The sequence below is a fragment of the Streptomyces sp. NBC_00690 genome, assembly GCF_036226685.1.
In the GTDB taxonomy this organism is placed as follows: Bacteria; Actinomycetota; Actinomycetes; order Streptomycetales; family Streptomycetaceae; genus Streptomyces.
Genome location: NZ_CP109009.1, coordinates 8,551,797 through 8,577,896, shown reverse-complemented (window position 1 = coordinate 8,577,896; position 26,100 = coordinate 8,551,797). Strand labels below are relative to the sequence as shown.

Sequence of the window (26,100 nt, the reverse complement as noted above, 5' to 3'; positions counted from 1 at the left end):
CCGATCGTGCATGCCCTTCAGCCCTGTCACACCGTGCCGAGCGAGGCCGCTACAGCGCGCGGCCCCGGGGCTACTCCCCCGCCCCGGGGCCGTCAGACACCGCCTGCGCCGCCGAAGTCTCCCCGGTCAGCGGCCGAACACCTCGAAGGTGACGGCGGGCTTCCCGCCGAAGCGCGTTCCCGCGGCCTCGGCAGCACCGACCAGGAAGGAGCGGCAGTACGCCTCGGGGTCCTCGTCCGTGAGCACGTCGATGTAGGTCCGGTGCTCCAGCAGGGACTGGACGGAGCGCTCCAACCCGTCGGTGGCGTCCACCGCGTGGGTGGGGTCGGTGGACCCGGCGACCGCGACCCAGCGGACCCCGTTCCACGGTTCGAGACCCTGGTCGGTGATCAGTTCGGGAAAGATCCAGCGGTTGCCCGCGTCCGCGGCGGCGTCCAGCGTGGCCCGTCCCACCGCACGGTGGTCGGGGGTGTTCCAAGCCGTGCCGCCCCAGGTGTCCCGGTGGTTCAGGGTGATGACCAACTCGGGGCGGTGGCGCCGGATGGCGGCGGCGATGTCCCGTCGCAGGGCGGTGCCGTACTCGATCACGCCGTCCCGGTGGTCGAGGAACTCCACCGTCGACACGCCCACGACCGCCGCGCTCGCCCGTTGTTCCCGTTCTCGCAGCGGTGCGCACTCGGCGGGGGCGAGGGTGTCGATGCCCGCCTCGCCGCGGCTGGCCAGCAGATAGGAGACGTCTCGGCCGCCGTCGGTCCACACCGCGATGGCCGCGGCGCATCCGTATTCCAGGTCGTCGGGGTGGGCCACGACGGCGAGTGCACGCTGCCAGTCCTTCGGCATGGGGAGCAGTTGGTCGGTCTCTGGGTGGTCCACGAGCTCGGTCATACGCGCAGAATACGGCGCCGCGCGAGGCTCGGCGCCGTATCACGGCCTTCCTAGAGCTCGTCCCTGACCAGGGCGATCAGCCGGTCCAGGACCTTGGGACCGCCCGCGCGCAGCCCATCGTGTTCGAACTCGTCGGTGACCCAGGTGCGCAGTCCCCGGATGGTGCGGGCGGTCCGCAAGGAGTGCTCGGTGTCCACGTACATGTCGTCGTGGTAGACGGCCGCGGCGACCGGCACTTCATTGGCGGCCAGCCGGTCCGCGTCGTACAGCGGGTCCCAGTCGGTTCGGGCCGCGAGGAGTTCGGCGGTTTCGCGCAGGGGGCGCAGCGCCGGGTCGCTCTCGAAGTGCCACGGGTGGATGGTCTCGCCGGTGAACAGGAGTGGGGAGTCACCGGCGAGCGCGGTGGCGGCGTCGAACTGCGGGAACTCGCCCCTCACGCGTTCGGCCGCCCATCCGGTCGGCTCCTTCCCCTGGCCGTAGATCGCCTCGTGGAGGACCGCATAGAGGGGGTGCCCGGCGAAAGAGAGCGTGCCGAGGACCGCTTCTTGGAAGGCGTCGGAGAGTTCGTACCGGTCACCGACCCGGACGAATGCGCCTTCCAGCAGGTAGTGGAGCTGGTGACTGCCGTCGCCGCCGCCGAGCAGGATGCCGAGGGACTGGAACGCCTCCGGGGTGAGGGTGTAGCCGTTGGGCAGTACGGGTCGGTGTTCGGCGAGATGGGCGGCGATGCGACGCGCCCGACGGACGTCCTGGGGATAGCGGGCGTAGTGGGCCTCCACCTTCCGCTGGATACGGGGGTAGGCGGCGCGGTAGACGTCGTCGGCGTGGCCGTCGAGGGAGGGCAGCCCTCCGGTGATGAAGACCTCGCGCAGGCCCTCGGGGGCGCTGGACAGGTAGTGGGTGGCGCAGAATCCGCCGAAGCTCTGGCCGAGCACGCTCCAGGGGGCGCCACCGGTCAGATGTGGCCTGATGGCTTCGCAGTCGCGCACGATGCTGTCGGCGCGGAAGTGGGCGAGGTGGGCGGCCTGTGCCACGGCATCGCCGCGGGCTGCGAGCGTCTGGCGGTTCTGCGGGGTGGAGCGTCCGGTGCCGCGCTGGTCGAGGAGGAGTACGCGGTAATCCTGGACGGCGCGCCCCAGCCAAGCGCCGCGACCGGTGAAGCGGCGGGCGCCGAAGCCGGGGCCGCCCTCCAGATAGATGAGCCAGGGCAGTGCGTCGGCGGCCCGTGAGCCGGCCACCACCTCGCGTCCGAACAGCTCCACCTGTTCGCCGTCGGGATCGGTGTGGTCGAGCGGCACGGTGAAGCGGCGGTCCGTGAGGACGACCCCGGGCTGGCGATAGCTGGTCACTGGTGCTCCTGTTCTCTGCATGGCGCTCGCCCATGGGATCACATAGGCGAATACGACCGGAGAGACAGGGTCCGATTTGCGACGATGATGTCTGGGAGCCGGACCGGGCGGCCTCCTCAGGATCAAACGGCACCGACAGGAAGCAGCGGCGGGCACGTCAGGCAGGCTGAGGTGCCGCGTACGTTCCCGCCGTCGGGACCGGACGGGTGCTTGCGCTCGTCGTTCCATCAGCGCTCTGCCCGCCCGTCGGGCACGGGCACGGGCACGGGACGAGTGCGGGAAGAAGCGGTGACTCGTACAGTCGCTGCCCGTGTGCGGCTCGGATGCCGGACTCCTACCGTGGGGGCATGATCCGGTTCGAGCAGGTCAGCAAGGTCTACCCGGACGGCACCACCGCCGTCAACGACCTCTCCTTCGAGGTTGCGAAGGGTGAACTGGTCACCCTGGTCGGACCCTCGGGCTGCGGCAAGACGACCACGATGATGATGGTCAATCGGCTGGTCGAACCGACCGCCGGCCGGATCTTCGTCGATGACGAGGACATCTCCACCGTCGACCCGGTGCAATTGCGTCGCCGCATGGGATACGTGATCCAGCAGGCAGGACTGTTCCCGCACCGAACCGTCCTCGACAACACCGCGACGGTTCCGGCGCTGCTGGGTTGGAAGCGCGCCAAGGCCCGGGCGCGAGCGGCCGAACTGCTGGATCTCGTCGGGCTGGATCCCTCCGTGTACGGGCCGCGCTATCCCTCGCAACTCTCCGGTGGCCAGCGGCAGCGGGTGGGGGTGGCGCGTGCGTTGGCCGCCGATCCACCCGTGCTGCTGATGGACGAACCGTTCGGCGCGGTCGACCCGGTGGTGCGGGAACGGCTCCAGAACGAGTTCCTGAAGCTCCAGGCCGATGTGCGCAAGACCGTGCTCTTCGTCACGCACGACATCGAGGAGGCGGTCCGCATGGGCGACCGCATCGCCGTGTACGGCCAGGGGCACATCGAGCAGTTCGACACTCCGGCCGCCGTGCTGGGCATGCCCGCGACTGCCTACGTGGCCCAGTTCGTGGGCTCGGACCGGGGGCTGAAACGACTGTCTGTGACCACCATCGAGGAGGAGGACCTTGAACAACCACCGCTCGCGCGTCTCGATGAGTCCGCACAGGCAGCCTCGGCCCGGCTCAAGGCGGAACGGGCCCGCTGGGCGGTCGTCACCGACACGGACGGCGAGTTGCACGGCTGGGTGTCGGCCGAGGCATTGGCGATCGCCGGGAAGGAGGGCACGGTCGGAGATCTGGCCCGCCGTATGGAGGCATGGGTTCCGTTGGGTGCGCCGTTGAAACAGGCGTTCAGCGAGATGCTCCAGTACGACGCCGGATGGGTGGCGGTGGTCGAGGGATCCCAGTTCGTGGGCGTCCTGACGCCCGCGAAGCTCCATGAGGCGCTGCGACGCTCGGTGGACGCGGACGAGCGCGGCGTGGGTCGGGACGAAGTGGACTTCACCTCCGTATCGGACGTCTAGAGCCGGCCCCCGGGTTAGCGCGCCGTCATCGAACCGCAAGGAACCCGTTCCGGCCGCAGGCGCGGGACCGGAGTCGGGATCGAGAGCGGACTCAGGATCGGGCGAGTGACGAGTCACGAGTCACGAGTCACGAGAAGAGTGCCGGCGTTCGGCCACGCCCGGCGCGGGCGCACGGCGGAGCCCACCGGTGCGGTCCCCCATTCGGCGCGGCAGGTGGCAAATGCGCCGTGCGGCAAGGTGAGTTGAGGGACATCGTACGGACACCGCCGGGACGCGGTACGGGGCGATCGACGCCCCTCGGGTCGGATACGGTGCAGGTGTGCTGATCACGGGAGGAAACACGGGGGCGCTGGGAACAGCGCTGCTGATCGCCGCCGCTCCGGTGGGCAAGGGGCGTCTGGTGGACGCGAGTTCGGTACTGCCGGCGCTGGCCGCCGTTCCCCCGAGCGCCTTGACGGGTACTCGGGTGGCCACGGTGATCGAATTGGCGGACCCGCTCGATCCGCAGACGGTACTGACCCGCGTTCGCGCGGCAGCGGCTGTCGACGGGCCCCTGTTCCTCTATGTCGTCGGACAGTTGCAGCTCGACCGAAAGCAGCGGCTTCCGCATCTCGCACTCGCCCGCAGCGCCCCCTCGACCCTGCGGTACACCGGACTGCCCTGGCACTGGCTCGCGGCCGAACTGGCGGGGCGACCCCCGGGGGCGACGACCGTCATCGTCGATCTGGTCGCCGACCCCGATGCCTGGAGTCAACTCTCCGAGGCCGGTTTCGGTCTGGGGCCTGGGGTGCGGCTGTACGGGAGGGTCGCACCGTCCTCGCGCCGGGAGCAGGCGCTGCCCAACTATCTGAAGACCTACGCCTCGGTCTGGCGCGGCGGCTCACGCCCGGACCTCGCGACCCTGCACGAACAGGCCGCGATCCAGGCCGGGATGGAGGGTGTGTTGCTCCTCGCGCATGTCCCCTCGGTCGGCCCTGCCGGGGGTGCGGGAATCGTCAGGTCCGAGGCGCCGCCCGCCGGTGTTCCCGCAGCCGCCCCGGCCCCTGTGGCGACCGCCCCTGCACAGACGGCGTCTGCCCCGGTACCGCGCGGCATCCCCGTGGTCGGTCCGCCCGCCGCGTCGACCGCGAGCCCGGAGACGGCGCCGCCCGGCTCGGGGACCCCTACTGCCCCCACGGCCGCAACGGTCTTCGGTACGGCCTCCGCTCCGGCCCGTCGGGTCCCCGCAACACCGCGCGCCAGCCGAGCAACGCCTCTGCCGAGGACGGCTGCGCCCCCCGTACCCCGGGCGCGGGAGACGCACGACCCCCATCCGGCGATCCTCGCCGCCGCGCGGGCCGGACGGCACAGCGAGGCAGCCGCGGCGGCAGCGGCCTGGGAGCAGCAGGAGCTCAGGACGCACGGGCCGCACTCCCTCCAGGCCATCCACTGGTTGGAGGTCCGCGCGGATCTGGCCCGGCTGGCGCAGCAGCCCGGGCTCAGTTGTGAGTTGTGGATGACGGTGGCCGATGCTCGGCTCGCACGGCAGCAGGCGGCGGACGAATCGGATGTCGAGGGGGCCGTGGACCGCGCCCACCACCAGTGGGAGCAGATCGGGGACCCGGCGCGGGCGCGGGAGCTCGCACCGAGGTTGGTGGCGCTGCGCCGAGCGGTGCCGGGGCGCCAGCGCGGTGCGCTCAGGGTGCTTCAGCGGCGACTGGAAGACCTCCACCCGGGCCACTCGACCGCATAGGCCGACTCAGGCCCGTGTCGCGGCTCCCCTGTCCCGGCGCTCCCCCGTCATCGCGCGGCGGCGATGGTCAGTCCTGGCGCAGGAGTGCTTTCGACTCCAGATAGGTGCGGGCCACGTCTTCGGGCAGCCTGCGCCAGCTGTCCACCTGTTCGTTGAGGGAGGCGAGGTCGGCCGTGGTCAGCACGGTGTTCACCGCGCCCAGGGCGTCGGTCACACCCGCGCTGCCGGCTCGGGCCCGATTCACCACGGGCACGATGTAGTCGGCGTTCTGCAGGTGCTTGTCGTCGGCCAGGATCACCAGTCCGAACTCATTGAGCGTCGCATCGGTGGTGGTGGTCAGCACCATCTGGTCCTGACCGCTCTGGACCGCCTGTTTGGCCTGAGTGGTGCCGACGCCCTTGGGGTCGATGGCCGTGATGTTGATCCCATAGGTCTTCTTGAGCCCGGGTTCGCAGTAGGGCCGCTGCACGCATTCGTCGCCTGCCGCGAGTCGGACGGGCAGTCCGGATCGACCCAGATCGCTGAGCGTCTTCAGCCCGTGTTCCCTGGCGTACTGCTTGGACACGGCGAAGGCGTTCTGGTCGACCGCCTTGCCCGGGGCGAGTACCTCAAGGCCCCTGGGGGTGGCGAGTCGTCGCAGGGCAGTCATGGTGGTGGTGAGGTCGGGTGAGCCGACGGGGGGCGCCTTCTCCCCGTTGACCTTGGCGTTCAACCAGTCGGCGAAGGTCGCTGCGTACTCGGGCACGACGTCGATCTGGCCGCTCTCCAGTGCGGGCTCGTAGATCTCCCGGTTGGTGACGGACAGGATCTCGGTGCGGTAGCCGGCCTGCCGCAGCAACAGACCGTACATCTGGGCGAGCAGGTCGCTCTCGGTGAAGCCGGCCGAGCCGATGGTCAATTCCTTGCTGTCGCCGGGTGATCCGGTGACGTCCCCCTGGTGCTCCAGCGACGGGCCGGACGTACAGGCGGTGAGGACGGTGAGAGCGGCGAACAGCAGGGGGACGAGTGCGCGATGGATGGGAGTCATGTGCCGTCCTGGGCCCAGGAGGGGGCGAGCCGCTGGCCGAGTTCGCAGATCCCCTCGACGATGAGGGCGAAGAGCGCGACCAGTACGGCTCCGGCCACCACCATGGGGGTGGAGGCGAGATTGAATCCGGCGGTGATGATCCGCCCGAGTCCGCCACCGCCGGCGAGTGCCGCGATGGTTGCCGTGGCGACCAGTTGCACGGCTGCGATCCGTACGCCGGTGAACACCAGGGGCAGCGCCAGGGGAACTTCCACGCCCCACAGCACCTGGCGGCCGGTCATCCCCATCCCTCGTGCCGCGCGGACAACGTCCTGGTCGACTCCGCGCATTCCCACATAGGCGTTGGTGAGCAGGGGCGGTACGGCGAAGAGCACCAGGGCGATGATCGTCGGCCAGGAACCGTAGCTTCCGATCGGGCTCAGCAGCAGGAGGACGAGGACCGCGAAGGTCGGGACGGCACGGCCGATGTTGGAGATGTTCACGGCGAGGGCGCCGCCCTTGCCGAGATGGCCGAGGACCAGTGCCACGGGCAGGGCGATCAGACAGCTCAGCCCGAGGCAGACCGCGGTGAGGAAGAGGTGTTCGAGGAGACGGTTCGCGATGCCGTTGTCCCCGGACCAGTGGGAGGCGGTGGTCAGCCAGTCCCAGGTGTCGGCGAGGGTGTTCATGACTGCACCGCCCGCGTCCAGGGGGTGGCGAAGCGCTGGATGAGCAGGAGCAGCAGATCCGCGGCGATGGCGATCACGACACAGAGGACGGACGCGGTGAGGACCTGGGCCTTGAAGTAGGTGTTCATTCCGGAGTAGATGAGGTTGCCGAGGCCACCGTGTCCCACGATGGCGCCGATCGTGACCAGGGAGACCGCGGAGACGGTGGCGATGCGCAATCCGGCCATGGCTGCGGGCAGTGCCAGGGGGAGTTCGACGGCGAGGAGCAGTCGGACGGGGCCGTAGCCCATGCCGCGTGCGGCCTGTCGGGCCTCGTCGGGCACTGCGCGCAGCCCGGCGAGGATGTTGCGCACCAGCAGGGTGAGGGAGTAGAGCACGAGGCCCGCGACGACCAGCGAGGCGGAGAGCCCGTAGACCGGGAGGAGCAGGGAGAACATGGCCAGCGAGGGGATCGTGTAGAGGATCGTCGTCACACCGAGGACCGGGCCGGCGGCCCAGTTCCAGCGGCGGGCGGCGAGGGCCAGGGGCACCGCGAGGGCCAGGGCGATCAGTACGGAGACCGCCGTGAGCTGGAGGTGTTGTTGCACCGAGTCCCACAGGATCTGACGGCGGGTGGAGAGGTACTCGCCGCAGATCCAGTCGTTGCGCGCGAGACAGTCGTCGGGGGGCGCGGTCACCCGTCCATTGCAGCCCCGGGGGCCGGGGATCGCGCGTTGTGCTCCCCTGTTCGGGTGTGCGGCTGTTCAGGTGCGCGGCGCGCAGCCGTCGGCCGGTTGCGAGTCCAGCGGGGCCTATCCGTTGGTCACAAAGCGGTCCGCGTACTGCTCTGCCGGCGGGATCTCGGTGATCACGTCGATGAGTACGCCGCTCGGGTCGGTGACGATGAAGTGGCGCTGGCCGAAGTCCTCGCTGCGGATCTCCAGGGTGGGAGTGAGCCCCTCGCGGACCACGAGCCGCTCCCATTCGGCGTCGACATCGTCGACCTCGAAGTTCAGCAGGAGGCCCGTGACCTTGTTGCGGTAGCCCTTCGGGATGGTGGGGTGGGTGTGGTCGAGGATCGCGAGTTCGTAGGGGAGGTCTCCTCCACGGCGCAGGCTGACGTACCAGTCGGCCTCGAAGGTGATGTCGAAGCCCATCAGTTTGGTGTAGAAATCCGCCGTCTCGCGGACGCGGTCCGTGGCGATCACCGGGTAGAAGCTGCTCAGCATGGCGGCTGCCCTTCGTTCACATTCCGTCGGTATGCGAGATACGCTATTGGCGTACCTTCGGTATGTCAAATGATGGGAGCACCATGCCGCACACGACCAGGGCCCAGCAGCGGGAGCAGACCCGCGCGACCCTGCTCCGGGAGAGCCGCCGACTGTTCGCGACGGTGGGCTACGGAGCGGTGGGACTGGCGGAGATCGTTCAGTCGGCGGGAGTCACCAAGGGCGCGCTCTACCACCACTTCGCCAGCAAGGCCGAGCTGTTCAGGGCCGTTCTGGAGGAGGTACAGGAGGAAGTGGGACAGCGGGTTGCCGAGGTGGCGGATGCCGAGGACGACCCCTGGACCGCGCTCGTCGCCGGGTGCCAGGAGTTCATCCAGGCTGCCACCGACCCCGACCGCCAGCGGATCATGCTCATCGACGGCCCGGCCGTTCTGGGGTGGAACGAGTGGCGGGCGCTCGACGAACGCTCCTCGGCGCGCCATCTGGCCGAGGCGCTGACCGATCTGATCGAACGCGGGGTGCTCACCCGCCAGCCGGTCGCACCGCTGACCCATCTGCTCTCCGGCGCGATGAACGAAGCGGCCCTCTGGCTCGCCTCATCCGGTCGGCCCGGCGATCTGGAGGACACCGGGAGGGCGCTGAGGGGGATCCTGGAAGCGCTTCGAACACGCTGAGTCGGGCCGGTGCAAGCCCCTCCGCGCACCGGATGGACCGTTCTGTTCCGGAAGCCCCACCCGCCCGGAACAGAACGGTCCGACGATCGTTCACCTACAGATATTCACCTACAGACGTTCCCCACTACCGAGCGCAGCGCACGGCCGACCGGAACGGCTCCCCGGAACCCGCGAATCCGGGATCCCACTCATCATCGGAAGCGGCGGCGGAGTAGTTGAGCGGGGGGTGGCCTTGCGAAAGGTCCTGCGCGTGTCCGTTCGAGCGGGTGTACGACTGGCGGTGGTTCATATCCGTGTCTCCCTGAGTCACGTTGGTGCAATGGCGGTGAGGTGCGCCCGCTCCGAAACGGTGTCCGTCCCTTCGCCCCAGCCCTGGAGTACCGACTAGTACCGACGAATTCGACGGCACGGGCCATGGCCCCGCAGGAAGCCCCACAGCACGCGGCCGGTGCTGCAAGGGGTTCACGCGGTCTCTTGAGGAGGTGGAACAAAGCCGTTGCCACCGCCGTACGCCCGATGGGGCGCCGGCGGTGCGGGGAGTCGGGGTGTGCCCCTCACCTGTGATTCCATCGGCTTTCGCATTGTTAGGCACCCCCCTTCCAGCAGCGAAACAATGGCCGGGGGTGATCTTTCATCGCCCATCGCCCTCCGCTTAGCGTGACCACAGACGAGGGCGGGACCGCGGGCATGGGGGCGAAGATGGCAGGGCGTCGGGAAGCACCCATCGACCCCGGCTTGGGTCCCGTTCCGCTGTTCGCGTCCCAACTGCGCGCGCTGCGGCGTGAAGCGGGAGGTCTGACGTACCGGGTGATGGCGAAGAGCGCGGGATACTCCGTCACCACGCTGTCCCGGGCGGCGTCCGGGGAACAGTTGCCTTCGCTTCCGGTGGCCCTGGCCTATGCGGGGGCCTGTGGTGGGGATCCGGTGCAGTGGGAAGCCCGCTGGCGCGAGGCGGCGGAGCAGGAGTCCGCTCTCCGAATCGGGGCGAGCACCTCGTCCGAGCCGCCGTACCGCGGTCTGGCGCGCTTCGAGCCGGATGACGCGGACCGGTTCTTCGGTAGGAGCGCGCAGACGCGCGATCTCGTCGCCCTCGTCGCCGCGCACCGGATCGTGGCGGTCGTCGGCAGTTCGGGCAGCGGCAAGTCATCGCTGCTCCGGGCCGGGCTCGTCCCGCAACTACGGGAGTCGGATCATGACGGGGACCGCCCCGCGGCGATCAGGATCCTCGCCCCCGGTGGGCGGCCGATGCGCACCCATGCAGAGGTGTTCACCGCCGCCGACGGTGCAGGGGACACCATCGTCATCGTCGACCAGTTCGAAGAGCTCTTCACCCTCTGCCTCGATGCCGAGGAACGGAATCGCTTCATCGAGCGGCTGCTGGCCGCGCTCGACCCCACGAGCCGGCTCCGGATCGTCATCGCCGTCCGCGCCGACTTCTACGGACGTTGCGCCGACGATCGTTCGCTCGCCGACGCCCTCCGGGTCGCGACCCTGCTCATCGGCCCCATGACCCCCGACGAACTGCGCGAGGCGGTGACCAGACCCGCACTGGCGGCCGGACTCACGGTCGAGCGAGAACTGACGGCACGGATCGTCGACGAGATCGCCGGCGAGCCGGGCGGACTGCCCTTGATGTCCCACGCGCTGTTGGAGACCTGGCGCGGACGCAAGAGCCGTACGCTCACCATGTCCGCGTACGACGCCGTGGGTGGAGTGCGCTCGGCGATCGCCACCACCGCCGAGAACGCCTACTCCCAACTCTCCCCCGCCCAGGCCGCTGTCGCCCGGCGCATTCTGTTGCGGCTGATCACCCCCGGCGACGGCACGCCCGACACCCGTCATCCCGTGCAGCGGAGCGAACTGGACACGGGGGCTCCCTCTACGGCAAGGAGCAACCGGTCACGGGCGGCGGGCCCCCAGGACACGGCCGTAGTCCTCGAAAGGCTGGCCGCGGCCCGTTTGATCACCCTCGACGGACAGACCGTCGATCTCGCGCACGAAGCCCTGATCACCGCCTGGCCCCGACTCAACGGATGGATCGGTGAAGCGCGGCAAGTGCTGCGGGTCCATCGCCGCCTGACCGAGGCGGCAGCGGCCTGGAACGAGTTGAACCGCGACGAGGGAGCTCTCTACCGGGGGTTGCGGCTCGTTGAAGCGGAGGAGTCCTTCCGTTTCGGTGAGCGGTTCACGGAACTGACCCAACTGGAGCGTGAGTTCCTCCGGGCGAGCACATCGGCCGCGGTGCGGCAGCGAAGGGGCAGGAGCGCCCTCATCGGCGCAGTGTCCGTGCTGGTGGTGCTGACCCTGGTGGCCATGATGACCGCCTGGCAGCGGGACCGCGCGGGGGCCGAGCGCCATGCCGAGTCGACCTCACGACGCCTCGCCTCGCTGGTGCAGAACCTCCGGTACAGCGACCCCCAGACGGCGATGCGACTCAGCGTCGCCGCCTGGCACATCAGTGCCACCGCGGAAGCGAAGAGCGCCCTCTTCGGCGCGGCCACCCAACGCGAGCAGGACATCTTCGAGATACCGAAGGGGCATGAGGTGATCGCCCCGATCGGCCCCAACAGCCGCTTCCTGTTGACCAACGAGAACGACCGGGTCCACGTGTGGGACACGGTCAAGCACACCACGACCCATCACTTTCGCCTCGATGCCACCGAGGAGGTCATGGGCTACTCGCCCGACGGCCGCCAACTCCTCCTCTCCACGGCGAACGGGCGGGTCAAACACCGGGACAACACCTTGGGAACGGTGGTGGGGCTGCCCTTCGCCACCGAGGACGTCGTCTCGGTGACCGGCCCCTACCGCCATACGATCGCCACCCGATCGAACACATCGCTCAGCGTCTGGGACGTCCCTCGGCAGCGACGGTTGTTCCACCGCAGCGGGAAGATCCCGCGGTCGACCCTGAGCAAGGACGGTCGAAGCATCCTGTTCTGCACCCCCTCCGGCACCTTGGAGGCATGGCGTCTACGCCCGCTCCACCGCGCCGTACTGCCCCGTTCGGAAGTCGTCTCCCGCAGCGCCTGCGCCGCAGGGGCGCTGGGGAGCCTCGTACCGTCACCCGTCAACCGGCTGGTCATGGTCACGGACACCCGATTGCAGATCTGGGACCTGGCCCGGGGCAGAACGCTGGGCTCGCTGAAGCTGTCCGGGCTCAACGACGTACAGGTGAGCGACGACGGTGCCTTCCTCGTCACCGCCGACAATCAGGAGATCCTCGTCTGGCGCCTCTCGAACATCTCGGCACCCGTCTATCGGTACTCGTTGAGACACCGGGTGCATTCGCTGGGTCTCGATCAGTCGAACCGGGTGATCCGCTTCATCGAGGAGGGTTCCGAGCCAGTGGTCCGCACCCTGGTCCTCGGGCACTCCCTGGATCCGACGGACAGCACCACGACGGAGTCGGCCCCATCGGCGGACCCGTCCACCGAGCTTCCCACCGCGATGGCCTTCGCCCCGGGGAAAGCCGATCGCATGGCACTCGGGAGCGCGACGGGTTGGGTCACCATCTGGGATCGGGCGCACGAGCAGCGGTTCGCCACGCTCCAGGCAACCACCAAGGGCTCCTCGCCCAAGGACACCGAAGCGGTCACTGCCCTGGCCTACTCCCCCGACGGTCGTGTCCTGGCATCCGGCGGTGCCCGCGGGTCCGTCCGACTCTGGGACACGGCCTCCGGTGAGGCACTGGGGACTCCGCTGTTGACGGCGGGCGACCCGGTGCAGTCCCTGACCTTCAGCGCCCGGGGCGACACCCTGACCGTCAGGGGCAGTCACAGTCCGCCCAGCACCCATCCGATCGACCCGAATCGGGTCGTCGAGCACGTCTGCGAACGAGCGCGCGGTGGCCTGTCGCACAAGGAGTGGAGGGCCTATGTGCCGGACCTCCCGTACCGGGGCATCTGCTGAAACCGCGGTTCGACACGGCACGGGTCAGGGGGCGCGAGTCCGACCGCACGATGGATTCCGACAGGAGACCGCCCCTCTCATCCGGCCCCTCGACACCGCGTCTTGCGGTGTCCGGCACGTGCGCACGCCGGATCAGTTCCCATCCTGTGCAGCCGGGTTACCGCGTACGCCCCGCCTTGCTGCCGCACCGGCCGACAGCCGACCATCACCCATGACAGGAGCGGCAGGCGATGACAGCCACACCCCCGGCGGCCCCCACCGCCGAACCCGGACCGCCGACCCGTTCCGTGCTGCGTGAGGGTGCCTTCCTCCGTCTGTGGTTGGGGGCCACCGCCTCGGGTCTCGCCACCTGGGCGCTGCCGTTCGTCCTCGGTCTCGCGGTCCTCGACCGTGCACTGTCCGCAGGAGAGTTGGGGCTACTCCTCGCGGTCCGTACGGTCGGCTTCCTCGGTGCGGTGCCCGTCGGTGGTGTGCTGGCCGACCGGCACTCCCGCCGAGCCGTGGTCTTCTGGTCGGGGTTGGTCGCTGCCGCATCGGCTCCCCTGCTCGCCGTCGGTCTGGAACGGTCCCTGCCGCTCATGGCAGCTGCCGCGGCACTCGCCGGGGCCGGTCAAGGAGCCTGCCGGCCGGCCTTCCAGGCCCTCACCGCAGAGGTCGTGAACGCCGACCGCAGACAGCAGGCCAATGCCGCCATGACCCTGGCCGTACGGATCACCACCCTGGCGGGCCCCACGCTGACCGCCCTGTTCGCCGTGGTCCTCGGCAGTCGGGCCCTGCTGCTGGGGGTCGGTCTGCTCTGGCTGGTCGCCGCACTGACACCGGGTCCCGGGCAGCGGTTGCGCCCTGGCCCTGCTCCGCTTCCTAGGCCCTTTCTGAACGAGTTCGTCGAGGGGGTGCGGGAGGCACGTGCCCATCCGTGGTTCCTGGCCACCCTCGCCGCGCTGACGGCGATCATCGCAACCGGCTACTCGGCGACGGGAGTGGCACTACCCCTGATCAGCCGGGACCGCTACGACTCCGGTGTCCTCCTCGCCGCGGCGACCACCGCGTACACGGCAGGTGCGCTCGGCGGCGCCCTCCTCATCGCCCGCTGGCGCCCCCGCGCCGAGGGCTGGACGGCTCTGGCTGCACTCTCGGCCTACGGTTTCGCTCCGCTGAGTCTGGTCTTCCCGGTGCATCCGACCGTGGTGGTCGCCGCCTACGCCGTGGCCGGGCTGGGCATCGAGTTGTTCAACGTGCCCTGGTTCACGGCGACCCAACGGGAAGTGGATCCGGACAAGCTCGCCCGGGTCTCCTCACTGGACTTCATGCTGTCGTACGGGCTGGCGCCGATCGGTCTCGCACTGATCGCCCCCGCCATCGACATCTGGGGCCCGGAAGCGGTCCTGACGGTCTGTGCACTGATCTGCTTCCTGGCGCCCTCGCTCGCCGCCCTGGTGCCCAGCGCCCGTCACTTCTCCACACGACGACCGCCCGCCGAACCCGGCACCTGATCCGCGGAACGGCGACGATGAGTCGACCGATCCGGGCTGCCCGGCACGTCCCACCGTCGCCGGCATACAGGATATTGCGGACACTGCCTAGGGCGACGCCTGGCTGTCGGGGGGCCGTCTGCTCAGTTGCTCGTCCAATTCGTCATAGAGCAGTCCCTCGCGGCCCACATGCCCGGTGCGGTAGGCGACCCGTGCCACCAGATGGGCGGCGACGGGCCCGGTCAACAACTGGAAGAAGCCGATGAGTCCCAACGTACCGAGGTCGATGCCGCTGCGCAGCCTCAGTGCCACGCCCACCAACACCAGGAGCATCCCCACCGCCTGGGGGTAGGTGGCCGCGTGGGTGCGCGAGAGCACATCGGGCAACCGCAGCATGCCGATGGCACCCACCAGGTTGAACGCGGCACCGACGAAGAGCAGTACCGCTCCCGCGGTGTCCGCGGTCTGTGCCCAGCCGCTCACCGGTTCTCCTCACCTGATCGAGGCCGGTCCGGTGCCCGGTCGCGGACGGCGATGAAGCGCGCGATGCCGACCGAGCCGGTGAACCCGAGGAAGGCGAGGACCAGCATGCTCGGGAAGTAGTAGGAATCCCGGGTGAGCGCGGCCCGTACGCCGATGCCCGCGATCATCAGCGCCGCACAGACGTCCAGGGCCATCGCCCGGTCCAGCATGGAGGGTCCCCGCCAGACCCGGAACAGCACCATGGCACCGGCGAGGAGGATCATCACCGCCGCGGCAACGAGGAGTGCCCGGTCCAAGTGTTGTGCCGTGCTCACCGGTCGCCCTCCTGTCCTGGCGGTGCTTCCCGTACGCGGTCGATCTCGTCCCGGTCTCCGAACGCCCGGACCATCAGTTCTTCCATGCGCCACACCGATCGTCGGGCGCGGGCTGCGGCATCGATGTGGTCCGCCTCCAGGATGTGGACGAACAGGGTGGCGTTGGAGCGGCGCACTTCGACGACAGAGCCGTCGGGAACGTTGGAGACGGCGATCGCGGTGGCGGTCAGCATCAGATCGGTGCGACAGCGCAGGGGGATCGCCAGTACGGCGGCGCGATAGGGCCGGCTGTCGAGCATGGGGCGGGCCACGCGCAGCCCGGAGGTGTACATGTCCCACAACAGGTGGATCGCCAGCCGCACGATGCCCAATGGATGCAACCGTAGGCCGATGTTGACCACAGGGAGCGGGAAGACCAGACACACCACCACGGCTACCAGGGCTCCTGTGATCAGGTTCGCCCAGGTCAGCGTGCCCCACAGCAGGGTCCAGACAACGGTGAGCCAGGCGATCAGCGGTAGGTCGAGAACCCGGCGCCGCCGCCCCACCACCGCACAGCTGAACCGCGGCAGTTCGGGGTCGCGGAAGGACAGGGAGATCATGCGGACGTCATCGGCCGAGGACCGCCTCGATGTAGGGGGAGCGTTGGAGGAGTTCACCGGCCGTGCGTTCGGCGAGCGAGGTGAATGGGTCGCCGAGCAGGGTGTACGCGAGGGACAGCAGTACCAGGGCTGCCGTCGCCCAGGTCATGGTCCGGGGCAGCCGGTCGGTCGTGGTGGTGATGGCTCGACCGGAGAGGGTCGCGGTGACCGCTTGTCCGGCCGGCCCCGATGGCGTGGCGCCGTTCCCGACGGGCCCGGCGTCGGTGTTGCTGTCGATGTCGTCATCGCCCAGGTCATCGGCGATGTCCTGTTCTTCGAGGACCGTGCCGCGCATCGGATGGTCGCGTGGTGCGGCACGCCAGAACGCGAGGTTCCACACCTTGGCCATCACATAGAGGGTGAGCAGGCTCGTCACGGAGGCCGCGGCGACCAGGGTGTAGGCCCATGGGCCCCCGGCTGCCACACCGGCCCGCAGGAGTTGGAGTTTGCCGATGAACCCGGACATCGGTGGGATTCCGGCGAGGTTGAGCGCGGGCAGGAAGAACAGCGCGGCCAGCGCGGGTGCGGCCTTGGCCAGTCCGCCGACGCGCGTGAGTTCGGTGGTTCCGCTGCGGCGTTCGATGAGTCCGGCGACCAGGAACAGCGCGGTCTGCACGGTGATGTGGTGGACGACGTAGACGATCGCACCGCCGATTCCGGCGCGGGAGCCGAGGCCGATACCGAAGATCATGTAGCCGATGTGGCTGATCAGGACGAAGGACAGCACTCGCTTGAGGTCGGTCTGGGCGACCGCGCCGAGGATGCCGATCATCAGCGAGGCGAGTGCGGCGGCGAGCAGGAGGTGGCCCAGTCGGTTGCCGGGGAACAGCAGGGTCTCGGTGCGGAGCATGCAGTAGACGCCGACCTTGGTGAGCAGGCCGGCGAAGACCGCGGTCACCGGGGCGGGGGCGGTGGGGTACGAGTCGGGCAGCCAGGCCCCGAGCGGGAACACCGCCGCCTTCACGGCGAAAACGGTCAGCAGCATCGCTTCGAGCAGGGTGCGCACGCCGATGGAGAGGTCTTCGAGCCGTACGGCGAGTTGGGCGAGGTTCACCGTGCCGGCTGCGGCGTAGGTCAGGGCGATCGCGGTGAAGAAGATCATCGAGGAGATCAGCGACACCACGACGTAGGTGGAGCCGGCCCTGACCCGTGAGGCAGTCCCGCCGATGGTGAGCAGGACGAAGCTGGCGACCAGCATGATCTCGAAGCCGACGTAGAGGTTGACGAGGTCGCCGGCGAGGAAGGTGCAGGAGACTCCAGCGACCAGCAGCAGATAGGCGGGGTGGAAGACGGCGAGGGGGGTGCGGTCGTCCCGGTCGGCCATACCCTGGCCCAGGGAGTAGAGGAGGACGCAGAGGGTGACGGCCGATGACACGGTGAGCATCAGTCCGGAGAGCCTGTCCGCGACGAGGGTGATGCCGAGGGGAGGCACAAAGTCGCCGAGGTGCACCACGATCGGACCGTCGGTCTCGGCCCCGATCAACAGTGTCACGGAGAGCCCGAGGACAACGGCGAGAACGACGACGCTGACGATCCGCTGACCGCGGGGAAAGCGGATGCCGAGGGCCAGTTCACCGCCGGAGGCGAGCAGCGGCAGGAGCACGGGCAGGGGTACGAGCGCGTTCATCGGGGGCCCTCCGCGGTGACGTCGGCGGGGTGGGGAGGCTCCGGGTCGACCGGGTCCTCACCGAGGATGTCGTTCCACAGGTCGCCCGAGGCGTCCCGGGCTCTGGCCTGGAAGGCCCGGTCCTCCCTCAGTACGCCTCGCAGCCTGCGGCGTTCGGTGCGGTACTCGGCCCGATCGCCTTCGGGCCCACGGCCTCGCGGGCCATGGCGTTCCCTCAGTGCCGCGCGTTCCTCCTGCACTTCGGCGCGGAGTGTGACACGGCGGTCCTCGATGTCGTCCTGGACCTCGTCCGTGCCGCTGACGCGCTGGCTGCGGTAGGCCATCGAGAGCAGGAAAGCCGTGGTGGCGAGTGTGATGACGATGGCGGTGAGGGCGATCGCCTGCGGCAGCGGGTCACTGACGTCGGCCAGCGGTACTTTTCGGTAGAGCAAGGGGGCCTGACCTGCGGCCCCGCTGGCGGCGAGCATCAGGATGTTGATGCCGTTGCTGAGGATGACGGCTCCGATGAGGATGCGGCTGAGGGCACGCATCAGCAGCAGCACTCCGCCCGCGGCGCACAACACGCCCGCCGTGACCAGGAGGGTGAGGCTGACGGTCATCGGCCCTCCCCCGGATCGGCGGCTTCACGCAGCGCGGCCTCTCGCTCGATCTGTCGATCGACCCGACCGCCGAGGGCCTTGACGATGTCCAGCACCACCCCGAGGACCAGGAGGTAGACACCGGCGTCGAAGAAGAGGGGCGTGCCGATGTGGAAGTGGCCGAACACCGGAAGGTGTCCTTCGTACGAGAAGGGGTGGAGCGCGGTGCCTTCGACGAGTCCGAGGAGGGCCACTCCGGAGGAGAGCAGGAGCCCGATCCCGGCGAGGAGTCCGGGGTGGCCGGGGGCGGCTTCGGCGAGTTCGTGGCGTCCGCCGGCGAGATAGCGGGCCATCATCGCCACCCCCGCCACGAGCCCGGCGACGAAGCCGCCGCCCGGGAGGTTCTCGGCGCAGAACAGCAGGTAGAGGGAGAGGACGAGGATGGGGTGGAAGACCAGTCGGGCGACGACCTCGAAGACCACGGACCGGTATTCGGGCGAGAGGGTGCGTCCCGCGGCGAGCCAGGTGCGTTCGGGTGCGGTGTCGGCGGGGTCGGGCTCGGGGGTGATGATCCGGGAGCCGATCGTCCAGGCGCTGGGAGCGTCCGGCGTGCCCGGTCCGGTGCGTGCCTCGTAGGCGAAGTCGTCGGGCGACTCGGTGCGTCGGTGGAGGTAGACCAGGCTGGTCACGCCCACCGCGGCGACCGCGAGCACGGCTGATTCACCGAGGGTGTCCCAGGCCCTGAACTCCACGAGGATCGTCGCCACGACGTCCTTCACCCCGTGCTCGGCGGTCGCCTGGACGAGGGCTCCGCCCGCGGGGTCGGCGCGACGGGCGGCTGCCACCACCCAGAGGACGACCGAGATGGTCGCCGCGGAGGCGAGGGAGAGCGGCACGCGCAACAGGAGTCGTCGACGGGGGATGTTCTCCTGGAAGTAGACCGGCATCCGGCGCAGTACGAGGACGAACACCAGGAGGGAGACCGTCTCCACACAGAACTGGGTGAGCGCCAGGTCGGGGGCGCCGTGGACGACGAAGAGCAGAGCCGTGCCGTATCCGGTCATACCGGCCAGGACCACGGCTTTCATCCGTCGGTGCACGGTCAGGCACAACAGCGCCGCGGTGCAGGTGAGGAGGGCGATCACGGCCTGTACGGGGGCGTCCCACAGCCGTGGGGGTGCGGCGCCGGTCCACGGCTGGTCCACCGCGAGGACGGTGAGTTGGCCCACCAGCATCACGAGCAGCACGGTGGCGAGGTAGACGGAGAGCGATCCGCGTTGGAAGAAGCCGGTGACCTGGAGGGAGAGGCGCTCCAACCCCAGGAGGACCAGACCGTAGGCGCGGTCGGCGGTCGGCCAGGCGACCCGACGGGCCAGCCGCACGACGGGCGCTCGCAGGACGAAGAGCGCCAGACCGCCCGCCCAGGCGGCCCCCGACAACAGCAGGGCCGTGCCCAGTCCGTGCCAGAGCGAGAGGTGGTAGGGGTGTGCAGGGGCGGGGAAGGCCGCTGCGTAGGCGCCGGTGAGCGGGTCGAGCCAGACGACACCGGGCCCGAGCACCACACAGGCTGCGGCGAGCAGGGCGGGAGGTCCGAGGAAGGCCGGGCCGACCGGTCGTACCGGCGTTTTTGCGAGTCCGGGTTTGTGTGCGAAGGCGCCCCAGAGGAAGCGGAGCGTGTAGCCGAAGGTGAGCGCAGAGCCGATGACCACGGCGGCGAGTGCCCAGCGGTCGGCGGCGCTCCCGCTCTCCAGCGCGGTGAACGCCGCTTCCTTGGCGGCGAATCCCAGCAGGGGTGGCAGCCCGGCCATGGAGGCCCCGGCGATGACGGCGACCGCGGCGACCGCGGGTAGCGCCCGCCCGACTCCGGACAGTTCTCGTAGGTCTCGGGTGCCCGTGGCGTGTTCGACGATTCCGGTGACCAGGAACAGCGGCGCTTTGAACAGGGCGTGCGCCACGATCATGGTGGCGGCGGCGAGTGCGGCGTCGCGGTAGCCGGCGCCGGCCAGCACGGTGAGGAAGCCCAGTTGGCTGACGGTGCCGTAGGCGAGGACGAGTTTGAGGTCGTTGAGCCGCAGGGCTCGCCAGCCGCCGAGGAGTATCGTGGCGGAGCCCAGCACCAGGAGCATGGGCCGCCAGGGCGGGGTGTCCGCGAACGCGGGTGCCAGCCGTGCGATCAGATAGATGCCCGCCTTCACCATCGCGGCGGCGTGGAGATAGGCGCTCACTGGGGTGGGGGCGGCCATGGCGTTGGGCAGCCACACGCTGAAGGGCCAGACCGCTGATTTGGACAGGGCGCCCAGGAGTACGAGGACGATCGCCGCCGACACAGTCCCGGACGGCTCAGGGGGGTGGGCGACGAGGTCCGAGATCCGGTAGGTACCGGCGGCGTGGCCCAGCATCAGAAAGCCGACGAGCATGGCGAGCCCGCCGAAGGTGGTGACCGTCAGGGCTTGGAGTGCCGATCGACGGTTCTGCTTGCGCTCGCTGCCGTGGCCGATCAACAGGTAGGAGAAGACGGTGGTCAGCTCCCAGAAGACGTAGAGCACCACCAGGTCATCGGCGAGGACGAGTCCGAGCATGGCTCCGGCGAACGCCAGGAGGTTGCCCGCGAAGCGTCCCAGCAGGGGGGTGTCGTCGGAGAAGTACCGCGTGCAGTAGAGCAGTACGAGCGCCCCCACCCCGGCGGCGAGTACCACCATGAGCAGCCCGAGTGCATCCCAACGGAACGCCAGCGACACCTCGTAGGCCGGAAGCCAGGGCAGCGAGGAGGTTCCGGACCCGCCGGCTGCCGCATCGCCGCAGCGGGTGATGGCCCATGCCAGGGCGACGGCCGGCGGCACCGCCAGTACGTAGAACGCCCTGGTTCCCTGCCGCGCCACGAGGGGACCCGCGCAGACGGCGACGAGGAAGTGGGCGAGGATCAACGCTGCCATACGGCTCCGGAGCCCGGCCCGCTGCCGCCGACGATCACCACAATGAGGACAGAAGGCACGCAATATAGCTATAAGGAGGCGCACCGCTTGCCGTGTCGGCGCGCCGACAATCCGTCGACCGAGCCCGAGGTCTCCCCTGCTGGCCCAGTGCGGCGGCTCCCACGGGCCATGGATCGGTCCGCTCGGAACGAGCCGCGAGCCCGCGGCGGGGGCTACCCGAGGATCCGACCGGCGCTGCGGGTGCCAGCCGAGGGCATCGCGGGGGCGGCGTGGGGAATAGTTCCAACCGGGGTCAGGTTGTTCGTTGCGCAACTAACGAAAAGACCCGGAGAGAGCGTTCCTCATGGCCTTTGAACTCGGCATTTACCACTTCGGCGAACTCACGCCGAATCCTACGACCCAGCAGCCCCCCACCCCGGGCGTACGCCTGCGGGAGCTGGTGGAGCAGGCGCGGGCCGCCGACGAGGCGGGGCTGGACGTGTTCGCGGTGGGTGAGCACCACCGTACGGACTTCGCCGTCTCCAGCCCCGCCGTGGTTCTCGCCGCCATGGCCGAGCACACCAGCACGATCCGGCTGTCGAGCGCCGTGACCGTGCTGAGCTCGGACGATCCGGTCCGGGTGTTCCAGCAGTTCGCCACCCTCGATCTGCTCTCCGGGGGGCGGGCGGAGATCATCGCCGGTCGCGGGTCCTACGTGGAGTCGTTCCCGTTGTTCGGCTACGACCTCAACGATTACGCGCACCTCTTCGCGGAGAAGCTCGACCTCCTGCTGCGACTGCGCGAGGAAAACCCGATCACCTGGCAGGGCTCCCTGCGGTCGTCCTTGACCCAGGGCGACATCACTCCGCGGCCGGAGCGCGAACTGCCGGTCTGGGTCGCCGTGGGCGGCACGCCCGCTTCGGTGGTGCGCGCAGGCCGACTGGGACTGCCCCTGTCGCTGGCGATCATCGGCGGCAGCTACCGCCAGTTCGCGCCGTTCGTCGAGCTCTACCGGGCCACGGCGGCCGAGGCGGGACACGACCCCGCCAAGCTGAAGGTGTCGATCAACTCGCCCGGCTTCGTGGCCCCCACCCACCGCGAGGCCATCGAGGTCTCCCACCCGTACTTCCAGGCGGGCTGGATGGCCAACCATCACCAGCGCGGCCAGGGCGTCCCCATGCCGAAGATGGCCTACGAGGCGCAGTCGACCCCCGCCGGCGCGTTCTTCCTCGGCAGTCCGCAGGAGATCATCGACAAGATCATGGCCCAGTACGAGCTGTTCCAGCACGACCGCATGATGATCCAGTTGGGCTTCGGCGATGTGCCGCAGAAGGAGATGATGCAGGCCATCGAGCTGCTGGGCAGCGAAGTGGCACCGGTGGTCCGTCGGGAGATCGCGGCGCTGAAGTCGACCCGATCCCTCGCACCGGCCGTGGAGGTGACCCGGTGACCGCGCCCCTGCGGGTGGTGGCCGTGGTGGGCAGCGTGCGCTCCCCGTCGAAGACCACCTCACTGGTGGAGCTGATGCTCCAGACCCTGGCATCGCACACCGAGATCGATTCACAGCTCATCGAGTTGCACGCGCTGGGACCCGGATTCACCGACGCCGCCGAGCGGGATGACATCGGCGGCGACGTGGAGAAGGCGCTCAGGGCAGTGGAGGAAGCCGATCTGGTCATCGCGGCCACCCCGGTGTTCCGAGGCTCGTACACGGGCCTGTTCAAGCACTTCTTCGATCTGGTCGACCAGTACGCGCTGGCGGCCAAACCCGTGATGCTGGCCGCGACCGGAGGCAGCGATCGCCACGCCCTGGTGATCGAGCACGCCATGCGCCCCCTGTTCGGATTCCTCCAAGCGTGGACCGCACCCGCGGGCGTGTACCTCAGCTCGGGGGACTTCGACGGCACCACCATCCTCAATCCCGAGGTCTACGAGCGCGTCGAGATGGCCGTGGCGGATGTCGTACCGGTCGCCCGGGCTCTCACCACGCTCAGGGGCGCGAGCGTCGGCTGACAGCTTCACACGACGTTTGACGGGATGCATCGACCCTCAATATAGTTAGTTGCTGAACTAATTATATTGAGGGTCGTGGCCGTTCGGACCCCGCTTGCTTCCGGCCCCTTGTCAGCCTCCCAGCCCTCGCACGACGCTCGGAGCACGGCTGAAGCCGCTCCCCCAGACCCCTCGGACCGTCGAGTCCGCATCGACAAGGAAATGCAGACATGACCGAAACAGCGCACAGCGCCCTGCGCCCCGCGAGCGGCTCCCCTCCCCCGCCACGGGAGCGGTCGGCGCTCGCAGCGCTCCTGCTACCGGTCGTCATGGCCGTGGCGATCGGATCGGTCTTCATCGGTGTGTATCTGTCCGCCTTCCACGCCCCCGTACCGCGGGATCTGCCAGTCACCGTGGTCGGCACCGCGGCAACGGCCCAGACCGTGCAGGATCGGCTCGATGCCAGGAGCCCAGGTGGCTTCCACATCGAGCGAACGGCCGACACCCCCGCCGCACGCGCCGCGGTGGAACACGGCGACACCTTCGCCGCCTATCTGCCCCATGCTCCCGACACCGGATCCAGCGGGCCCCAACTGCTCCACGCCGGCGCCCACGGCCCCGCGGTGAGTTCGGTACTGCTCGATGCCTTCGGACAGTTGGCCGAGGACGACGGACGGGAACTCAAGTCGACCGATCTCGTACCGGCGTCCGCCGATGACACCCGCGGGCTCTCCGTCTTCTACACGACCTTCGGCCTGGTGCTCGCCGGCTATCTCTTCGGAATCATGACGTTCCAGTTGGCGCCGGGGATATCACCGGCCCGACGGCTGGCCGGTCTCGCCGCGTTCGGCGGTGTCGGCGGTGTCGCGGTGGCTTCCATCGTCGCCGCCTTCGGAGCTCTGCCGGCTCCCTTCCTCGGAGTGGCGGGCCTCGTCGCCCTGGTCGCACTGGCGGTCGGCGCCTCCACCATGTTGCTGGTCCGGGGCTGGGGGGTGGTGGGGTCGAGCCTGGCCGCCGTCATCTTCATGACCATTGGCAATGCCACCAGCGGCGGCAGTCTGCCGGCCGAGTTCCTCCCGGACTGGCTGCAACCGTTCTCCACCGCCCTTCCTGTGGGAGTGGGCGTACGCGCCGTCAACGGCCTCGCCTACTTCCACGGCGACGGAGTGGTCTCCGGTGTGGTGATCCTGGTGCTGTGGACGATGGCGGGCGTCCTGGGCCTCCTGCTGGTGGAGCGCGCCCGACAGCGACGGCGCACCGACTGAGCCCCCGGGTACGCCACTGCCCGCCGCATGGATGCGGCGGGCAGTGGCGTAGGCGCTGGGCCGTGTCAGCAGTCGTTGGCGTGTTCGTCGAAGCCGATGGTCTCCCAGATCTCGGCCATGGCCGTGAGCTGCTCCGGGGTGAGCTTGTCCAGGAACTCCCGCCGCAGATTGGTCAGATGCACCTTGCGCGCCCTGCGGTACGCCTTCTTGCCCGCTTCCGTCAGCACCGCGTCAAATCCACGGGCGTCGGTGGGGCACTTGTGCCGTTCGACGAAGCCCTGTCGTTCGAGGTCGTCGACGATGCGGGTGAGTCCGCTCCGGCTGATGAGCAGCGAGGCGGCGATGTCCTTCATCCGCAGCCGCCCCTCGGGAGCTTCGGCGAGCGTCAGCAGCACCTCGAAGGACGACATGGGAATGCGCTCGGCGGCGACCAGCTCCGCGTCAAGCGTCCGTAGCAGCTTCAGATGGGTGGACAGGAATCCGAGCCAGACCGCCCGCTCCGTACGGTTCAACGCACGCGAGGGCGAAGCACCGCCCGGCTCGGAGCGGCTGCCGTCCTCACGCACAACGTTCTCGGTGTTCAGGCTCATGGTCCCTCCACGATTTGTTTCACAACGAATTATATCCGGATCGCCACCCCCCTCGACGCGGGCGGGCCCGGCAGAACGATGTCTGCCGGGCCCGCCGTGCACTGACCGCGATTGCTCACTCTCCGGTGGGGATGATGAGCTTTTCGAAGCCGGAGACCATGCCGTATTCGAGGCGGAGGGCTTCGAGGATGGAGTAGGCGTGGTACTTGGTCATGACGTCGGCTCCGGCGAGGCGCTGGGCCCAGGTCTGGCCGTTGTCGGTGACCTTTTCCAGGGTCTTCTTGGTGACGTAGTTGGTCATCTCGTTGAAGTAGTTCTCCCACAGGACCCAGGCGTTGGAGAAGCCGATCTTCTCGATGTATTCGAACTCTTGGCCGTGGTCGAGGGCTTCTTTGGCGAAGGTGACGATGTCGTTGGTGTAGTCGCGGGAGGCGCGGGCGTCTTCGGGGGTGCCGTAGCGGTTGACGTGGCCGGAGACGACGCCCTTGAAGTCGTATCCGAGGATCCAGTCGTGTGCTTCGGCCCAGCCGCGGATGTTCTCGGAGGCGTCGCAGTGTTTGAACGCGGACCATCCGGGGCTGATGATGTCGATCGCGGCGAGCGCCTTCTGCTCGGGTGCGTAGATGAAGATGTTGCCCGGGGTGTGGTTAACGCCGTGGTAGTCGAGGTTGAACCGGACGCCGTTGACGTCGAGGGTGTCGCTCTCGGTGATCGTGTCGGTGGGCAGGGGCAGTCCCCGTTCGCCGCCGAGGTCGGGCCAGCGCTGGATCATCTCGCGGGTGTAGTCATGCGCGATGACCTTGGGCTTGTCCGCGGCGAAGATCCCGGCCGCGCCGATGTGGTCGGAATGCCAGTGGCTGTAGATCAGATGCGTCACCGGCTCATCGGTGACCTCCGCGATGGCCTTCTTCAAATTCGTGCCCAACAGCGGCGGAGCGTCCACCACCACCACACCGTTGCCCGTACGCACGAACATCGTGTCGTACGCACCCGACGTCACGTAGTAGGCACCGTTGTGAATCTCCTCCACGTGATAGCCCTTGGCGATCCGATCCGGGAGGAACAACGCACCGTAACCATCAGCGGGGATGGGGCGATAGTCGGCCAACGTGTTCAACGGCATACCCGCCGCACCCAACCCATGCCGATCAACCGGCGTACCAGGCTTCTGCACATCACTCATGATCCACACCTCTTGACTGAAGAAGACAGAGCACCCACAAACCCAGGCACTCCCGACACCAACACACTCGAACCAAA

Annotated in this window: 22 protein-coding genes; 8 read left to right on the top strand and 14 right to left on the bottom strand. The window is 69.1% G+C overall.

Annotated elements, in window-relative coordinates; all coding sequences use genetic code 11:
- Positions 1–126: 126 nt before the first annotated feature.
- A complete protein-coding gene (locus OID54_RS36415; RefSeq protein ID WP_329026787.1) occupies positions 127–885 on the bottom strand; it encodes a PIG-L deacetylase family protein in 759 nt (252 codons plus the stop codon).
- A gap of 50 nt (positions 886–935) precedes the next feature.
- Positions 936–2,234, bottom strand: coding sequence for an alpha/beta fold hydrolase (locus OID54_RS36410; RefSeq protein WP_329026785.1), 1,299 nt, complete (start codon positions 2,232–2,234; stop codon positions 936–938).
- Positions 2,235–2,581: 347 nt separating this feature from the next.
- Here OID54_RS36410 and OID54_RS36405 point away from each other — a divergent pair, with 347 nt between their 5' ends.
- Together OID54_RS36405 and OID54_RS36400 are read left to right on the top strand one after the other, a co-directional pair.
- Entirely contained in the window at positions 2,582–3,745 is a 1,164-nt protein-coding gene (locus OID54_RS36405; protein WP_329026783.1) for an ABC transporter ATP-binding protein, read from the top strand.
- 319 nt (positions 3,746–4,064) lie between these two features.
- Positions 4,065–5,477, top strand: a complete 1,413-nt coding sequence (locus OID54_RS36400; RefSeq protein WP_329026781.1) for a hypothetical protein — start codon at positions 4,065–4,067, stop codon at positions 5,475–5,477.
- A 67-nt stretch (positions 5,478–5,544) separates the two neighbouring features.
- Here OID54_RS36400 and OID54_RS36395 read toward each other — a convergent pair whose 3' ends face one another.
- From OID54_RS36395 to OID54_RS36380, 4 genes are all read right to left on the bottom strand, one after another.
- A complete protein-coding gene (locus OID54_RS36395) occupies positions 5,545–6,504 on the bottom strand; it encodes an ABC transporter substrate-binding protein (RefSeq protein WP_329026779.1) in 960 nt (319 codons plus the stop codon).
- Positions 6,501–7,172, bottom strand: a complete 672-nt coding sequence (locus OID54_RS36390) for an ABC transporter permease (protein WP_329026778.1) — start codon at positions 7,170–7,172, stop codon at positions 6,501–6,503. Before OID54_RS36390 ends, OID54_RS36395 begins: the two co-directional genes overlap by 4 nt.
- Entirely contained in the window at positions 7,169–7,849 is a 681-nt protein-coding gene (locus OID54_RS36385; protein WP_329026776.1) for an ABC transporter permease, read from the bottom strand. Before OID54_RS36385 ends, OID54_RS36390 begins: the two co-directional genes overlap by 4 nt.
- Before the next feature lie 114 nt (positions 7,850–7,963).
- Positions 7,964–8,380 (bottom strand): VOC family protein, encoded by a 417-nt coding sequence (locus OID54_RS36380; RefSeq protein ID WP_329026775.1) that lies wholly within the window; start codon positions 8,378–8,380, stop codon positions 7,964–7,966.
- 83 nt (positions 8,381–8,463) lie between these two features.
- Between OID54_RS36380 and OID54_RS36375 the strand changes: the two genes are divergently transcribed.
- The 3 genes from OID54_RS36375 (at position 8,464) to OID54_RS36365 (ending at position 14,459) form a co-directional block, all read left to right on the top strand.
- Entirely contained in the window at positions 8,464–9,054 is a 591-nt protein-coding gene (locus OID54_RS36375; RefSeq protein WP_329026773.1) for a TetR/AcrR family transcriptional regulator, read from the top strand.
- 657 nt (positions 9,055–9,711) lie between these two features.
- On the top strand, positions 9,712–12,966 hold the full coding sequence (locus OID54_RS36370; RefSeq protein ID WP_329026771.1) for an nSTAND1 domain-containing NTPase: 3,255 nt from the start codon (positions 9,712–9,714) through the stop codon (positions 12,964–12,966).
- Between the two features lie 230 nt (positions 12,967–13,196).
- Positions 13,197–14,459: an MFS transporter gene (locus OID54_RS36365; protein WP_329026769.1), complete on the top strand. Its 1,263-nt coding sequence runs from the start codon at positions 13,197–13,199 to the stop codon at positions 14,457–14,459.
- 87 nt (positions 14,460–14,546) lie between these two features.
- Here OID54_RS36365 and mnhG read toward each other — a convergent pair whose 3' ends face one another.
- The 6 genes from mnhG to OID54_RS36335 are packed head-to-tail and all read right to left on the bottom strand — an operon-like array spanning position 14,547 to position 21,014.
- Positions 14,547–14,921 carry a monovalent cation/H(+) antiporter subunit G gene (gene mnhG, locus OID54_RS36360; protein WP_329026767.1) on the bottom strand — a complete coding sequence of 125 codons (375 nt, stop codon included), beginning with the start codon at positions 14,919–14,921 and terminating at the stop codon, positions 14,547–14,549.
- Entirely contained in the window at positions 14,918–15,235 is a 318-nt protein-coding gene (locus OID54_RS36355; protein ID WP_329026765.1) for a monovalent cation/H+ antiporter complex subunit F, read from the bottom strand. Before OID54_RS36355 ends, mnhG begins: the two co-directional genes overlap by 4 nt.
- Positions 15,232–15,837: a Na+/H+ antiporter subunit E gene (locus OID54_RS36350; protein WP_329026764.1), complete on the bottom strand. Its 606-nt coding sequence runs from the start codon at positions 15,835–15,837 to the stop codon at positions 15,232–15,234. The genes OID54_RS36355 and OID54_RS36350 overlap by 4 nt, the downstream gene beginning before the upstream one ends.
- Positions 15,838–15,844: 7 nt before the next feature.
- A complete protein-coding gene (locus OID54_RS36345; protein WP_329026761.1) occupies positions 15,845–17,503 on the bottom strand; it encodes a Na+/H+ antiporter subunit D in 1,659 nt (552 codons plus the stop codon).
- Entirely contained in the window at positions 17,500–18,102 is a 603-nt protein-coding gene (locus OID54_RS36340) for a Na(+)/H(+) antiporter subunit C (protein WP_329026759.1), read from the bottom strand. Before OID54_RS36340 ends, OID54_RS36345 begins: the two co-directional genes overlap by 4 nt.
- Positions 18,099–21,014: a Na+/H+ antiporter subunit A gene (locus OID54_RS36335; protein ID WP_329026758.1), complete on the bottom strand. Its 2,916-nt coding sequence runs from the start codon at positions 21,012–21,014 to the stop codon at positions 18,099–18,101. Before OID54_RS36335 ends, OID54_RS36340 begins: the two co-directional genes overlap by 4 nt.
- Before the next feature lie 343 nt (positions 21,015–21,357).
- Here OID54_RS36335 and OID54_RS36330 point away from each other — a divergent pair, with 343 nt between their 5' ends.
- The 3 genes from OID54_RS36330 (at position 21,358) to OID54_RS36320 (ending at position 24,250) form a co-directional block, all read left to right on the top strand.
- A complete protein-coding gene (locus OID54_RS36330; protein ID WP_329026756.1) occupies positions 21,358–22,443 on the top strand; it encodes an LLM class flavin-dependent oxidoreductase in 1,086 nt (361 codons plus the stop codon).
- A complete protein-coding gene (gene msuE / locus OID54_RS36325; protein ID WP_329026755.1) occupies positions 22,440–23,006 on the top strand; it encodes an FMN reductase in 567 nt (188 codons plus the stop codon). The genes OID54_RS36330 and msuE overlap by 4 nt, the downstream gene beginning before the upstream one ends.
- A 209-nt stretch (positions 23,007–23,215) precedes the next feature.
- On the top strand, positions 23,216–24,250 hold the full coding sequence (locus OID54_RS36320; protein WP_329026753.1) for an ABC transporter permease: 1,035 nt from the start codon (positions 23,216–23,218) through the stop codon (positions 24,248–24,250).
- A gap of 65 nt (positions 24,251–24,315) precedes the next feature.
- Here the strand turns inward: OID54_RS36320 and OID54_RS36315 are convergent, their stop codons facing one another.
- Positions 24,316–24,840 carry a MarR family winged helix-turn-helix transcriptional regulator gene (locus tag OID54_RS36315; protein ID WP_329026751.1) on the bottom strand — a complete coding sequence of 175 codons (525 nt, stop codon included), beginning with the start codon at positions 24,838–24,840 and terminating at the stop codon, positions 24,316–24,318.
- Between the two features lie 115 nt (positions 24,841–24,955).
- Positions 24,956–26,023, bottom strand: coding sequence for an MBL fold metallo-hydrolase (locus tag OID54_RS36310; protein ID WP_329014394.1), 1,068 nt, complete (start codon positions 26,021–26,023; stop codon positions 24,956–24,958).
- Between the last annotated feature and the right edge of the window lie 77 nt (positions 26,024–26,100).